Origin of the sequence: Imperialibacter sp. (assembly GCF_040222815.1) — a bacterium.
Taxonomy (GTDB): domain Bacteria; phylum Bacteroidota; class Bacteroidia; order Cytophagales; family Cyclobacteriaceae; genus Imperialibacter.
In genome coordinates, this window is the sequence record NZ_JAVKCH010000001.1 from 97,927 (window position 1) to 111,482 (window position 13,556).

Below are 13,556 nucleotides of genomic sequence, written 5' to 3' on the forward strand. Positions count from 1 at the left end.
CAGTTTCTACTACCTCATTTCACCTACTACTTCAATGATCGATCTATGCTCTTCAAAATTTCTATTACTTCCTTCGCACTTGTCTCAAATTCCTTCTTAGCCTCCGCTGGCTTTGCCCTCGTCCAGTCGATAACCTCTCTCAAAAGAGCAGCTTTTGCATCTTGTTTCTTTTGTCCATGTGGCATTGAAAGCACCTTTTCACCTTTTTGAGCAAACCTTTTGGGGTAATACAACTCAAAGTCATCGTGGGACAAAGAGATGAAATGACTTTCATCCCAATCTGGAAAATTTTTCTCTAGTGAGTCCCGAACCGTCTTTCCAGCGTCATCTCCATCGACAATGACCCATGCCTTGTGCATGTATGCACCTGATAAATGTATGAAGACAAATAGACGTAAGAAATCTTTGAACCTCGGCTCCAAATCGTTAACTCCTTGCGCAGCAATGGTTCTGACTTTGTGAACCAGATAGGGAAAAAAGACGGGAATTAGATAATCTCTAACAATTCGTTCTGCAGTCGACTCTTCGAACAACAAGTAACCTTGCCACAGCTCAAAATCAATTAAATCATACCCCAGTTCCGCCAAAACTTGTAATCTATTTTGTGGATCATTGGGTATCTCTTTTACAGTAGAATATGGGAGACTGATTCCATCTCCTTTTTTCATTTCCCAAGACGTCTGAAATATTTTGGTGTCCGATAAAGAACCCAGGTGTTTCAACACAATATTCGAATGGGTTGAAATAATAAATTGATTCTCATTTGACTTCTCTGCAACTATATCCAATAGTTGTTTAAGAGCCTGGGGGTGAAGATCCGTTTCTATTTCTTCAAGAAGTATTATCTTAGCTTTTTGGGTGTACAAAATAGAAAGCAGACCCAAGACCTGTCCAACACCTTGCCCCATATTATTAATATTGATCGTATCGATATTATCGGTGTATATCCCAATTGTTAGGTTCGAACCTGAATTTTTTCCTTGTGCTATAGTTCCTAGTGTAAAGCCAAGGATGCGATCACAAGCGGAATTAAAGTCTGAATGAGAAGGGTGAGCTGGATTATTCAGTTTGTGTAGTCTAGAGGTAAGATTGCCTAAATCCTGTCTTATTTGTCTGGTGCTCTCTTCACTTATATTAGAATCTATATATCCTTTCCTACCGTAGGCAGCATAGAAAACGTTATTTGGTTCTTCACTTGAAAAAGGATGTATAAGCTTAATACTGTCATGAGTAGTATCGCCATTTTCGTCAATAGGGATACTTCTTATTTTATCAATTTCTTCTGTGACATCTAAGTTAGATTCCAGAAGCCCCAAATACTGTTTCTCTCGGTTCGCAAGTAATATAGACGTATTGTTTTGCTCCATTACTATCCGTTTGAGCTTCCCCGATTGATTTTTGTATGAAAAATACTTCACTCCATCGCCCTCGAAACTAGCTGCTACCACTGCCATAGATTCCCCGTTCCGTACGAATCCTTCTGTCGTATGATGACCACCCTGAAATCTGTCAATCGACCTTATAATCGTTGATTTTCCGGAATTGTTGTGTCCGATAATAACATTGATGCCTTTAGAGAGCTTCAAATTTGCTTTTTCGAAGCTCCTAACATTTCTAAGATATACCTCTTCAATCCACATTTTCTTACCGTTGATTTGTACCCGATTACTCGTGAAGAGAAACAGGAAGTTATTTGCTATTTGAAAGTAACCTATTTTTAAAGGAAAGTAACTAATTTATGGCACTACTTCTTTTAAAAACAATGACAGAAGCTCAATTCCACCATGCCGTCCAGCACCGAATCGCTCAAACCGCTGTAGGAGCGGCTGCCTTACGAAATCAAGGGGCAAGGGGAATAGTAAAAAGCTGTAGAGATTATTTTGAGCAGATCGACTTGGGAAAGTTTTTTGAAGCGATGCCAAATGCCGCTGACTATCAGCGTTTTTTGGATGCTCAAACGAACCAACTGTTGGCTGAGTTTCCTGTTACGGTTCGAACCAGTTGGGGAGTGGCTCGCAAGGCGCTCAATCTCTTTTTCCGGGACGTTGTTTACAACAAATACTTTGCCGAGAAGTATCAATTGCCAGATAGTCTGCCCGAAAATCATGTTGCCCTGGCTAACCTTGAAGTGCCACTGGATAGAGATGTGGCATTAGGGATAAAGCGCTGCTATAAACGTCAGCTTCCACCGTGGTATAGCATTAAATCGCTTACTCCTGACTTTAGCAAAGAACTACAACAAAAGGCAAATGAGCTGGCTCATCAAAAAGGCATTGCCAGGGTGCATCTTGATTTGGTATTTTGGAGATCGAAAAAAGGAAATAGCTGAATATGGTTGTAGTTTACAGCCCCAATTTTTCTAATACTCATAAGGAGAATGACCAACGAACAACTAAAGGAGCTTGAAGATAAGCTGTGGGATTCCGCTAACTCGCTACGGGCCTATGGCGGCATCAAAGCAGCCGATTATGCAGTGCCGGTGCTGGGTCTTATTTTTCTCAAGTTTGCAGATAATAAATACTCCGACTACGAGCCACAGATATTGGACGAGTATGTAAAGGGCAAAGGCAGTAGAATGGAGCGATCCATTGAGGAAATAGCCCTGGCTGCCTGCGGCTTTTATCTACCTGAACACGCCCGTTTTAAGCATCTGTTGAACCTCCCCGGCAAAGTAAGTATGGCTAAAGCGCTTGATGAGGCTATGTCGGACATCGAAAAATACCAGGACGCAAAATTCCAGGGAGTGTTGCCGACTGCGGCATATTATGAGATTGAAAAGAAAAGGGCCGACATTCTACCTCAACTGCTCAAAACTTTTTCTGACATCCCTCAGGACGCCTCTGGCGATGTGTTCGGTAAGATATATGAGTACTTTTTAGGGAAGTTTGCCCACAGCGAAGGACAAAAGGGTGGGGAGTTTTTTACACCCACATCGGTAGTGCGATTTATAGTAGAAGTAATTGAACCCTACAGTGGCAAGCTGTACGACCCCGCCTGTGGCTCTGGTGGCATGTTTGTGCAATCGGCCACGTTCTTAAAACGGACTAAACATGATCTCAACGATATTTATGTGTGCGGGCAGGAGTTTATGGGTGAAACGGTGCGTCTCGCAAAAATGAACCTGATGGTGAATAACCTTAGGGGAGAAATAACCGAAGTGAACTCCTATGAAGCTGACCCCTATGACAGCTTTGGCAAATTTGACTATGTAATGGCTAATCCGCCATTTAATGTGAAGTCGGTAAAGGAGGCCACTGTTCAAAACGACCAGCGCTTTTACCACTATGGCCTGCCAAAGAACAAAGGTAAAAAGGATGATAAGATCACTGATGCCAACTACCTGTGGATTTCATTGTTTGCTACTTCGCTCAATGAAAAAGGCAGGGCGGGTTTTGTGATGGCCAATTCGGCCTCGGATGCCCGCAACTCAGAGTATGAGATAAGAAAAAAGATAGTGGACAGCGGCATTGTCGACTGCATGGTAAGTATGCCTTCCAACATGTTCTTCACGGTGACCTTGCCAGCCACACTTTGGTTTTTTGATAAGGGAAAGGTCAGCACCGACCGCAAAGACAAAATACTATTCATTGATGCCCGCAATGTGTACCGGCAGATTGACAGGGCGCATCGGGAGTGGACGGAGGAACAACAACAGAACCTAGCGGCCATTGTGCGACTGTACAGAGGCGAAACAGAACGCTATCTGGAGCTAATTGATGGTTATCTGAAACGAGCAAACAACAACCTGCAAGAGATAGTGCCCCGACGCAAGCAATTGGAAAGCCAACTAGAAACCCTGGTAAACGGTTTGAAGAAAAATGCTGAACAAGCCAAGGGAAAATTAACTCCTGCCAAGCGCAAAAAGTTGGACGAAGCCAATTTCTTTAGCGAGCTAGCTAACTTTAAGAAAGCCGAAGCACAAAGATTGACTGACACCATTAAGCCCCTGAAGCATGCCCTGGATGAAACACCTACCGAAAATGAAGCTCAGCTGGAAGCAGCCAACTTTTTGGCCGATGTGCTAAAGCAGGAACAATACCAATGGGAGGCGCTGAAAGTGGATAGCGATGTTCTGATGGCCCTTTGGAAACAGGCAAATGATGACTTGAAGCTGAAGAATGACAAAGATTGGTCGGAGAATGGACTAAACAGGGCCGGCAAAGCAATAGAAGAAGCGATTCAAGGCTATACTACCACAAGGGAGGAAACCGGCTACTGGCTGGAAAACATGGAATGGCTGCAAAAGCGATTCCCTGATGCCCAATATGAAGACATTACCGGCCTTTGCAAAACCGCCAGGCGGGAAGAATATGCTAAAGAGCAGGATTATTCACTGAATGCAGGAAGGTTCGTAGGCGTTGAAGATGAAGCTGATTTGGTTTCACAAGAAGAATTTCGAAACCGTCTAGATGAGGCTTATCTTCGATTTAGGATGCTGTCTAGTGCATCAGAGGAAATAGAACGATCAATTTCAACTGGCCTTGAAAACCTAATCAGGTATGTGGAGGTATAGTAAAATCGGACGAGAGTGCGCAGTTGGAGATGGTGCTCATGCCAGTATTGAGAGGTGTGCGACTGGTATTATATATCTATCCGCAAAGAATTTAACCTTTGGAGGATTGAATCTCGAAGATGTTTCATTCATTTCTCCAGAAAACTTTAAGAAATATTTTAAAGCTGAGTCCAAAGCATTAACTAAGCCGCTTCCGGGTGATATTTTACTTGGTATCATTGGTGCTGGCCTAGGTGTACCCTATCGAGTGGAAGAAGGAATCGGCGAGTTCGGCATTTCAAGTAGTTTAGCGATAATAAGAGTTGCAAATCCCCAGTTACTTCCGAATTATTTGGCATACTGGATGAAAGGACAATTTTTTCAGCAAAGCTTAAAAAGAATTCAGAGTGGTTCGGCCCAGGGTTTTTTAAGCCTTGAAATGATTCGGTCTTTGCCTATACATTACCCGTCTTATGCACAACAAAAGAAAATAGCCTCCATTCTCTCCGCCTACGACGACCTCATTGAAAACAACAACCAACGCATTAAGCTGCTGGAAGAAATGGCCGAGGAAATTTACAGGGAGTGGTTTGTGCGGCTCCGGTTCCCTGGCTATAAAGATGTTAATTTTATCGATCCGCAAGGTAAAATAGTACCGCATAGCACACTCGGGGCTTTACCGGAGGGGTGGGAGATTAAGCAGCTAAACCTTTTATGCAAAAACCTCAGTAGCAAACGTAGACCCATTTCTTCAATTAATAGGGCAAATATGCATGGTAAGTTTCCTTACTATGGTGCAGCCAAGATTATCGATTACATTGATGACTATATTTTTGAGGGAAAGTACTTATTGGTTGCAGAAGACGGATCAGTAATCACTTCTGAAGGATACCCAGTTCTTCAATTTGTCAATGATAAATTCTGGGTAAGTAATCATGCTCATGTCCTACAGGGACAGGGGGATTTTTCAACAGAGTATCTTTATCTATCATTGTCGAGATATGCTATTAGTGGCCATGTTACTGGGGCTGCTCAACCTAAGATAAATAGAGAAAACTTAAATCGAATCAGCTTACTTAAGCCTCTGCCCCAAATTCTTACAGAATTTAATGGCCTGATAGTGCCTTTGTTCGATCAAAGACATCTATTAATTCAAAAAAATCAACTCCTCCAGCAAACCAGAGACTTACTTCTTCCCCGCCTTATGAGTGGCAAGTTGGATATAGAGAACCTACCTCATCAGATAGACGAGGAACCACTTTCTATGGTGGCCGAAGAGGAGGCTATTTATCATGCAAAAAGAAAATGACAGAACAGCTTGATCTAAATAGATGTAAGCGCTTTTTCACTGAATACATTCAGCTTGAGGAACAATTTTGGCAAGAGCGGATAGAGGAAGAAATTAATCAATTTAAGTTGCTACAAGTGTCTTACACGCCTTTAGATGTTGAACTTCAAGGCTTACTAAAAAAGGAAACTCCCTTTTTTAACGTCTTTCATATTCTCAATATCGGTCATTACGAAACGAGGCTACACACACCCTTTCTTTGCCATTTACTAAATCCGGAAGAAAGTCATCAGCAAGGGAGTCTGTTTTTGGATAGTTTCATGACTCAAATACTTTTCTTGCCATACAACTATGGCAAGATGGAAGGTTTTGAAATATATGAGGAGCTATCGACAGACTATGGTCGTATTGATATTTTTATAGAATTCAAAGTAGACGGATCATATTACTGCGTTCTGCTAGAGAATAAAATATATGCAGGAGATCAGCCACAGCAGGTCGATAGATATTTTAAGTATATTACAGAAGAGCTGGAAGTTTCTGAGCAATGCTTTAAACTTCTATATCTTACAAGGACTGGCAACCCGCCTACCGACGGCTCGATTAACTCCGTATTAGCGGCAAAACTTCGAGGCACTGGGCAATTGGTATTGAAAGGTTATCATCAACACATCATCCCGTGGCTCGAAGGTTGTTTTCCTGCCATTTTATCGCCAACGGTTCGCCAGACTATGTTCCAATATATTAAAGTACTTGAAGGATTATGACCTCAAATAAATATGAAGACAAAATCTACGAATTCTTCTCTATGGAGGAGAATTTCAAGACAATGGTGAAGGTGGCTTCGCATCTTGACGTTGTAAGCAAAAGACTCATCAGGGAATTTTGGGAGCTGCTGAAAGAGCAGTTGAAAGAGAAAATGAAAGAAGAGAGAAGAGATTTCATAGTGGACTTCTCTGGAAGATTCGATGATAAGTGGACTAAGCTTTGGATATATAAGAAGGAATGGCCTACCGACAAAAACGGGCCGCTAATCGCAGTAGCTTTTCAAGCGCTAGATTATGGAGGAAGGCCCTTCGTTGGCATTTTTGTCGATATAGAAAACAATCAATATAAAACTGACTCTATAAAATCACTCCTCCGTGGCAAGAAGAAATTAAAAGACTACGATTCAAATGATCCTGACGATCCCTGGTGGGTCATTTGGCAGATGTTTCCCTTTGAGTTCACAAGTCATGAGAAGCTCTATGAGATATTACCTGAAACGAGACAGTCTGCATTAGACAAGGTAATTGCAGTTGCCTTTGATATGTTGGACGCTATTGAAGAAGAAATGCCGACAGCCCTCAGAGAAGCCAAGAAATGGCAAAGGGGGAAATAATTACCAAATTCCAGCAAAAAATATACAGAGCATTGCATATTTTCAATTCTGAATGGCTTTTATCAATGAATCACATATAGAGCAGTCCGACATCCAGTTTTTTGAACAGGTGCTTAATTATGAGCACCTCAACGCCTGGGAAAAGCAGTTGGTAGGCCGGGATCAAATGAAAGATGTGGTCTTAAAAGATCGGTTGAAGGCCAAACTTACTTTTCTCAACTCCTCCATCCCCGAAGATAAGATTGACTATGCCGTTGCTGAGCTTTGTAAAAGCCGGGCAACCATGACGCCTGTTATGGCCAATAAAGAGGTCTATGGTCTGGTAAAAGGCGGCATTCAGGTAGCATACAAGGACAAGGATGGTGTTGAAGTAAATGACTATGTGAAGGTGCTGGACTTTGAAAAGCCAGAAAGGAATGACTTTCTTCTTGTTTCCCAGCTCAGCATTGAATACCTGCAAACGGATATCATTACACGCCGACCTGATTTGCTAATTTATGTCAACGGGCTTCCGTTGGTCATGATCGAGCTCAAGAATGCCACAGAAAAAGTGAAAGTGGGATTTGATAAGAACCTCAAGGACTACCGGAGGGACATTCCTCAGCTGTTTTGGTACAATTTGTTCGTATGTATTTCCAATGGCATAGAAACCAGGGTTGGGGCGTTTAACGCTCCCTGGGGTCATTTTTTTTCCTGGGTCAAGCTTCATGATACTGCCATCACTCACGATCAACTCGGCCGTCAGGAAGTGGAAGCAGCGGGCAAAGCCAGCGGTGAACACCTCAGTTTGAAGCTTTTCGCAGAAGGCCTTTGTAGCAGAGAAAGCCTGCTCGATTACTATGAAAACTTCGTGCTTTACCATAACAATAAGGCAAAGATAATTGCCAAAAATCACCAGTTTCTTGGGGTAAACAATGCCATAGAGTCATTTAGGAACAGAGATGGAAAGAAAGGGAAGCTTGGAGTGTTTTGGCATACACAAGGCTCTGGTAAGTCGTACTCGATGATCTTCTTTACCCGGAAGATTCGCCGCAAGATGACGGGCAATTGGTCCTTCCTTATTATTACTGATCGGCAAGACCTCGACGACCAAATCTATCGAAACTTCAAGGAAACAGACACAATCATTGAAACTAAAGAGCAGAAGGAGAACTACTACCGCCCTTCTAGTCGGGACAAGCTGAGGGAATATATGCAGTCCAACCGGACTTATTTGTTCTCTATGATATACAAGTTCGGGATTGAGAAGGGCAAAAAGTATCCACACCTGACGGATAGAGACGATTGGATTGTAATAGTGGACGAAGCCCACCGCACGCAGTACAAAGGGCTGGCGGAAAATATGCGAATTGCTATACCCAATGCGCAGTACATCGCTTTTACCGGGACACCATTGTTACGAAATGAGCTTACCAGGGATTGGTTTGGCCCTTACGTGTCGGAATACAACTTTGCCCAGAGCATAGATGATGGTGCTACCGTGCCTTTGTTTTACAAAAAGACTGTGCCAAGGGTAGAGCAGGTAAATGAAGATCTGATAGGGAATGCCGCCGAAATTCTTGAAGACGAAAAACTGAGTGAGGAACAACGAAAGAAACTAGACAGGGAGTATACCACGCTTTTTCAAATTGTAAAACGAGAAGACAGGCTACAAGAGATTGCCAAACACATTGTGCAGCATTATCCTTACAGGTTAGATGTGATCAATGATGAAGGAGCCCGTAGGCCCATGAAGGCCATGGTGGTCTGCATCGATAAGTTTACGGCTGTTCGCATGTTCGAATTTGTGCAGCAGGCCCAAAGGGAGGAAATCAAAGACCTAAGGAAGAAGATCAACCTGTCTTTAGATACCGATACAAAGAAAAGATATAAGCGAGCCATCGCTTTTATGGAGGAAACCAAGATGGCTGCTGTGATCAGCCTTGAGGGAACCGAAAAGGAGGAAGTGAAGAAGTTTGAGTCAGAAGGGCTTGCCATTAAGGCACACCGTAAGCTCATGGAATACCCTGATGACGACGGCCGCAACATTGAGGACTATTTTAAGGATTCGAATAACACTTATAGGATTGTGTTTGTCACTGCCATGTGGTTGACTGGCTTTGATGCACCGGCCGTCTCCACACTATATCTCGACAAGCCCCTGCAAAATCATACACTCATGCAGGCAATCGCCCGGGCCAACAGGGTAATTGACGGAAAGAAGAACGGGTTGGTCATTGACTATTTCGGTGTATTTCGAAATCTAAAGAAGGCCCTGGCCGCTTATGCTGAGGGAACCAAGGGAGGCAGCGAAGAAGATGAGGACGAATTACCTGTGAAGGAGTTCGAGGAGCTATTGGTAATGCTTGTACAGGCAATTTTAGAGGCTAAGCAATTCTGTAAGGACTTGGGCGCTGATCTTGAACAGATACTCGTACTGGGGGAAAAGGGATTTAAAGAAATTGAGCTATTCAGGGATTACGCCAATTTGATTTTGGCGAAAGATGAACACCGCAAGCAGCTAGGTCTTTATGTCAATACAATCAGCAGCTTGTATGATTCGGCCCGCCCTGAAATATATGAGCACCCCGAAATAAAAGCTGACAGAGACGTGTTAGAGTACCTTCGGAAGGTAGTTGATAGAAATGTTGACCAGGACGAGGCGATAAAGCGAACGAAAAAGAGGCTGGACAATTTATTGGATACGAGCGTTCAGGGAATGGGTGATTTGCGGGATCACGATCATGTGTACATCCGTGACACCTCCAGGCAAATAGACCTGAGTAAGCTGGACTTCGCCACTTTGCGTGCAGAGTTTGCAGAAAAGAAACACAAGAATATTCAGTTTGCTGATTTACGAGGCCTGATGGAGATCAAGTTGAATCAAATGATGGGGCAGAACAAAACCAGGGGTGCATTTCTGGAGCGGTTTGAGGATATTATTAAGGATTATAATTCAGGAAGCCTTTCAATTGAGGAAGCCTACAAAGAGCTGATAAAGCAAGCCGAGGAGCTTTCAGATGAACAGGAACGGGCCGCAAGAAACGACATGACCGAGTCGGAGCTTGAACTGTTTGACCTGCTAAAAAAGGAAAAGCTGACAAAGGAGGAAGAGAAGAATGTGAAGCTAGCAGCGTCCAGCCTGCTAGAGATACTTTTTGACTCCAATAGAAAAATATTGATCCAGGAATGGCATAGAGAAAAGGCATCTCAGGAGATGGTGCGGCAGGAGATCAAAAAGATTTTGAATGAGACCCTTCCAGAGTCGTATGACCGAAAGGTTTTTGCCGAGAAGTCTGATGTTATCTTCCAGCATTTTTATGAACTGGCGGAGATGGGAAGAGGGTTTGCGGCTTGAAACCGGAGGATAACTTAACTTAAGCTATTATGACCAAGAAGAAGATAACTATCAAGAAGAAGATAACTATTCTTACGGGAGCTGGGTTTACTTCAACTGATTCATTTGCCGGGGTCGAAACCGCCTCTTTGACAGATGAGCTCCGGACACTATCGATCCATAGTATTACTTTGGGTGGCTTGATGCCTGGGGAGTATCTCTATAGGAAATTATGCCGCCATTACGGATTGGAAGCCACAACACCAGCCACTCGAACGGACGTGGTAAATTTTGAAACAATCATACACTTCCTTGAGGAACTTTACGCATTTCAATCATCCAGGCATTCTTTTGATTCTTGTGATGCTTCAGATCGAACCCGAAACTATCCCTTCAAAGGTATAAAGCCGGCTTTTTTGGAGCTATCAGCTGTAGTAGAGGCAGATTTTAAGAGAGCCTCGGAAGACTTCAACAGCGAATCGATTATATACCCACTGGTGAGTATGATTTATCGTTATTTCATCCATCATATAACTCACAAGCTTGAAGCGTTCAATTCGAACGAGCGCAATGCTGGGATGGAGCTATTTTCAAATGACTTCTTATCCATCAGATTGCAGGAATCGGATTACACTCGAAGAATTTACACCCTTAATTACGACAATTGGCTTGTGAGGTACCGTAGTTTTTTCGATGGATTCGACGAAGATGGAAGATTGATCGGAAGTAAAATATTTTCGGATACAAACTGTGACTGTCATTATAATCTACATGGATGCATTTATTGGGACACTTTTATAGATCCTGACAGAGTAAGAAAAGAAGCCAAAGTAGCAAACTATGCAGGTCAAGTTCAGTCGTCAGATAACGGGCTAAATAGAGAGCCTCTTATTCCAACACCTATCATTTCCGGTTACAACAAAATGCAGCGAATGAAGTATAGCCCTTTCCTGCACTTCTATTACGCATTTCAAAAAGATATCATTGAGTCTGATTTGATTTTGACTATCGGGTATGGATTTGGAGATACCCACGTAAATAACTTGCTTAGCCTGTCAACCAAAACAATAGTGGCGTGTAACCATTTTGTCGCCCAGCCAAAGGATGGAAAACCTCCTATAAAACCTTTCACTGAAGATATTTACCAATGTCGCCATGAGCTAACTAATATTTTTGAGGCAGAATTTCCAGACGATTACTATTTTTTAAAGAAAGACTGGGGTGAGTCCAAAGACGGAAGAGTAAGATTATGGTGGAAGGGAATTGGGCAAGAGTTTTACGATAACTGGGATGAAATAAGTATCTAATTTTATGGGTAGCGAAGTTTTGAGTTGAATCTGCCCTTGATCAGCAGAAGATTCTTGCATCCAGCAAGCCTATTTTCTTTGAGAGCTTACAATAAAATACTTTGATTATCAGTGTAAAAAGTGTAACGTATTTAAAATAATGTCTAATTATAACTTTAAATATGACTTATTATGAAATATGCTATCTTCATTGACGACGATGATCCTGCATTTAGATATGAGGGTCTTGTAAGAGCTGCATTTGACAATTGCGGTAAATATGGCGATCCATTTAAATATGCTGCTCAGGAGGTGTATGATAATTTTGTCGGCGAAATTACTTTGAGAGGAAGAAGGGCTCTTTCTACAGCTCTAATTAAGCTGATTGTTGATAACCCGGAAAACAAAGCTATTGATGGTCTTAAATCTCTTGAAAACGATGTTTGGGAAGCTAAAGAGCAACAAGATATTATTAAGATAATAGATGAAGCCATAGAGATTCTGAAACGACTGGAATAAGTCAAAGAAACCTCAATCATGTTTAAGATATATTATGTCGATACGATGGTGGGCGAGTCGGGGTCTTTCTGGCTCGACTTATTTATCACGATTATCGGAACACTTTTAGGTTTTTGGGGTGCGCTCTACCTAACCGACCTGCAATGGGGTAACATACTTCGCCGCTCAATTCTCTGACCCTATATTGAAAGACAGTCCTCGCACTTTGAAGCCAACTATTAATAAAATCCCATTTGTGTAGACATCCTTATCGTTGACGGTTTCCGTATAAAAGTTACCGTATCCTAACCCAACAGAAAAGGAATTTAACATCGGAATTGTGATCGACTCTTTACTATCATCAATTGATATTTTAAAATTGAAACCAACTGATGCGGCTAGGTTCGTGTTCCCTGTATTGGTAAGTTGTACTTGAGGGCCATCGATTTTTTCTGTTGCAGTCAAGGTGTTTACGCCCGTCCACAGTGCAGAAACGTATATTCTTGCAACTTTATTCAAATCATATGAATACTCTAGCTCAGGTAATACTGAGAGACCGACGAACGTAGCTTTATCTTTTGTATTGTATAGGAAAAAACCGTTAGGAGTTCCATTTATACTAATATGGTGCCTTTTTCCAGTAAGTTGACTATGACATACAGTGGAAAAAGATAGGAGGGCAAATATTGAAAGAATGAGGCTTTTCATATTAGTAGACTAATTTTTGCAATAAATTTTGTATTTATTACTACACCTATCAATACTTATTTATAAGTATTGTCGCACTTTATCTATTCTATTTATCTATTTAATACACACCCCTTGCATAATTTTATTCGTAATTTAGAGATGGTGCTTTAAAATAGCATGAACGAGAGAGCCATTTTTCAACTAAGTATTGAACCCTAAGCTGCACCTAAAACTCAAGAAAAATGCGTTTTCAATCTAATACCGCATTGCGTTGGCAGGGATCAGAGACAAAAGCTTTGTGAAGACACACAATTTAACGATTGCGACGATCATAGCTTTCATTTACTCAAAGTTGAAGACAATGGGGGTGCCGTAGGGTCAGTGCTTTAGAGGTATTAGGCTTCGGAAAGATCGAGCTCCGTATTAGACAGATTGCCCGTGACGGGGAAACACAGCTGTCCTTGAGATTTCACACATAATAGACAAGCACTGAGGCAGCTTCGCAAAGACGGGCAGGTGGTGGTAGGTGCTTTGGAAGTGGGTTTGCAGTATGCCCAACTCCCATCAACCCCTAAATAAACCTCTCCCTGAACTGCAAATTGTAC

11 protein-coding genes are annotated in these 13,556 nt (G+C 42.1%); 9 read left to right on the forward strand and 2 right to left on the reverse strand.

Annotation, left to right across the window (positions count from 1 at the left end; genetic code table 11):
• Positions 1-26 precede the first annotated feature (26 nt).
• Positions 27-1,640, reverse strand: coding sequence for an ATP-dependent nuclease (locus RIF36_RS00380; RefSeq protein ID WP_350086648.1), 1,614 nt, complete (start codon positions 1,638-1,640; stop codon positions 27-29).
• A gap of 98 nt (positions 1,641-1,738) precedes the next feature.
• On the opposite strand from RIF36_RS00380, the gene RIF36_RS00385 reads away from it, so the two are divergent.
• From RIF36_RS00385 to RIF36_RS00425, 9 genes are all read left to right on the forward strand, one after another.
• The gene (locus tag RIF36_RS00385) at positions 1,739-2,329 is read left to right on the forward strand and encodes a hypothetical protein (RefSeq protein ID WP_350123382.1); all 591 of its coding nucleotides are present in this window, start codon (positions 1,739-1,741) and stop codon (positions 2,327-2,329) included.
• Between the two features lie 48 nt (positions 2,330-2,377).
• Positions 2,378-4,513: a type I restriction-modification system subunit M gene (locus tag RIF36_RS00390; protein WP_350123385.1), complete on the forward strand. Its 2,136-nt coding sequence runs from the start codon at positions 2,378-2,380 to the stop codon at positions 4,511-4,513.
• Between the two features lie 106 nt (positions 4,514-4,619).
• Positions 4,620-5,801 carry a restriction endonuclease subunit S gene (locus RIF36_RS00395; RefSeq protein ID WP_350123388.1) on the forward strand — a complete coding sequence of 394 codons (1,182 nt, stop codon included), beginning with the start codon at positions 4,620-4,622 and terminating at the stop codon, positions 5,799-5,801.
• On the forward strand, positions 5,798-6,547 hold the full coding sequence (locus tag RIF36_RS00400; protein WP_350123391.1) for a PDDEXK-like family protein: 750 nt from the start codon (positions 5,798-5,800) through the stop codon (positions 6,545-6,547). Before RIF36_RS00395 ends, RIF36_RS00400 begins: the two co-directional genes overlap by 4 nt.
• A complete protein-coding gene (locus tag RIF36_RS00405; protein ID WP_350123393.1) occupies positions 6,544-7,161 on the forward strand; it encodes a hypothetical protein in 618 nt (205 codons plus the stop codon). Before RIF36_RS00400 ends, RIF36_RS00405 begins: the two co-directional genes overlap by 4 nt.
• A gap of 52 nt (positions 7,162-7,213) precedes the next feature.
• Positions 7,214-10,498, forward strand: a complete 3,285-nt coding sequence (locus tag RIF36_RS00410) for a type I restriction endonuclease subunit R (protein ID WP_350123396.1) — start codon at positions 7,214-7,216, stop codon at positions 10,496-10,498.
• Between the two features lie 29 nt (positions 10,499-10,527).
• Entirely contained in the window at positions 10,528-11,784 is a 1,257-nt protein-coding gene (locus tag RIF36_RS00415) for a hypothetical protein (protein ID WP_350123399.1), read from the forward strand.
• A gap of 171 nt (positions 11,785-11,955) precedes the next feature.
• Positions 11,956-12,282 (forward strand): hypothetical protein, encoded by a 327-nt coding sequence (locus RIF36_RS00420; RefSeq protein ID WP_350086671.1) that lies wholly within the window; start codon positions 11,956-11,958, stop codon positions 12,280-12,282.
• 18 nt (positions 12,283-12,300) lie between these two features.
• A complete protein-coding gene (locus RIF36_RS00425; RefSeq protein WP_350086674.1) occupies positions 12,301-12,459 on the forward strand; it encodes a hypothetical protein in 159 nt (52 codons plus the stop codon).
• Here RIF36_RS00425 and RIF36_RS00430 read toward each other — a convergent pair.
• Positions 12,448-12,969 (reverse strand): hypothetical protein, encoded by a 522-nt coding sequence (locus RIF36_RS00430; RefSeq protein WP_350086678.1) that lies wholly within the window; start codon positions 12,967-12,969, stop codon positions 12,448-12,450. The two genes, RIF36_RS00425 and RIF36_RS00430, sit on opposite strands and share 12 nt — an antisense overlap.
• Between the last annotated feature and the right edge of the window lie 587 nt (positions 12,970-13,556).

Excerpts from the sequence above, each read along its gene's own strand:
- RIF36_RS00400 (WP_350123391.1), top strand. The coding sequence starts at position 5,798 with ATGACAGAACAGCTTGATCTAAATAGATGTAAGCGCTTTTTCACTGAA.
- RIF36_RS00415 (WP_350123399.1), top strand. The coding sequence starts at position 10,528 with ATGACCAAGAAGAAGATAACTATCAAGAAGAAGATAACTATTCTTACG.
- RIF36_RS00405 (WP_350123393.1), top strand. The coding sequence starts at position 6,544 with ATGACCTCAAATAAATATGAAGACAAAATCTACGAATTCTTCTCTATG.
- RIF36_RS00385 (WP_350123382.1), top strand. The coding sequence starts at position 1,739 with ATGGCACTACTTCTTTTAAAAACAATGACAGAAGCTCAATTCCACCAT.
- RIF36_RS00420 (WP_350086671.1), top strand. The coding sequence starts at position 11,956 with ATGAAATATGCTATCTTCATTGACGACGATGATCCTGCATTTAGATAT.
- RIF36_RS00390 (WP_350123385.1), top strand. The coding sequence starts at position 2,378 with ATGACCAACGAACAACTAAAGGAGCTTGAAGATAAGCTGTGGGATTCC.
- RIF36_RS00410 (WP_350123396.1), top strand. The coding sequence starts at position 7,214 with ATGGCTTTTATCAATGAATCACATATAGAGCAGTCCGACATCCAGTTT.
- RIF36_RS00380 (WP_350086648.1), bottom strand. The coding sequence starts at position 1,640 with ATGTGGATTGAAGAGGTATATCTTAGAAATGTTAGGAGCTTCGAAAAA.
- RIF36_RS00430 (WP_350086678.1), bottom strand. The coding sequence starts at position 12,969 with ATGAAAAGCCTCATTCTTTCAATATTTGCCCTCCTATCTTTTTCCACT.
- RIF36_RS00425 (WP_350086674.1), top strand. The coding sequence starts at position 12,301 with ATGTTTAAGATATATTATGTCGATACGATGGTGGGCGAGTCGGGGTCT.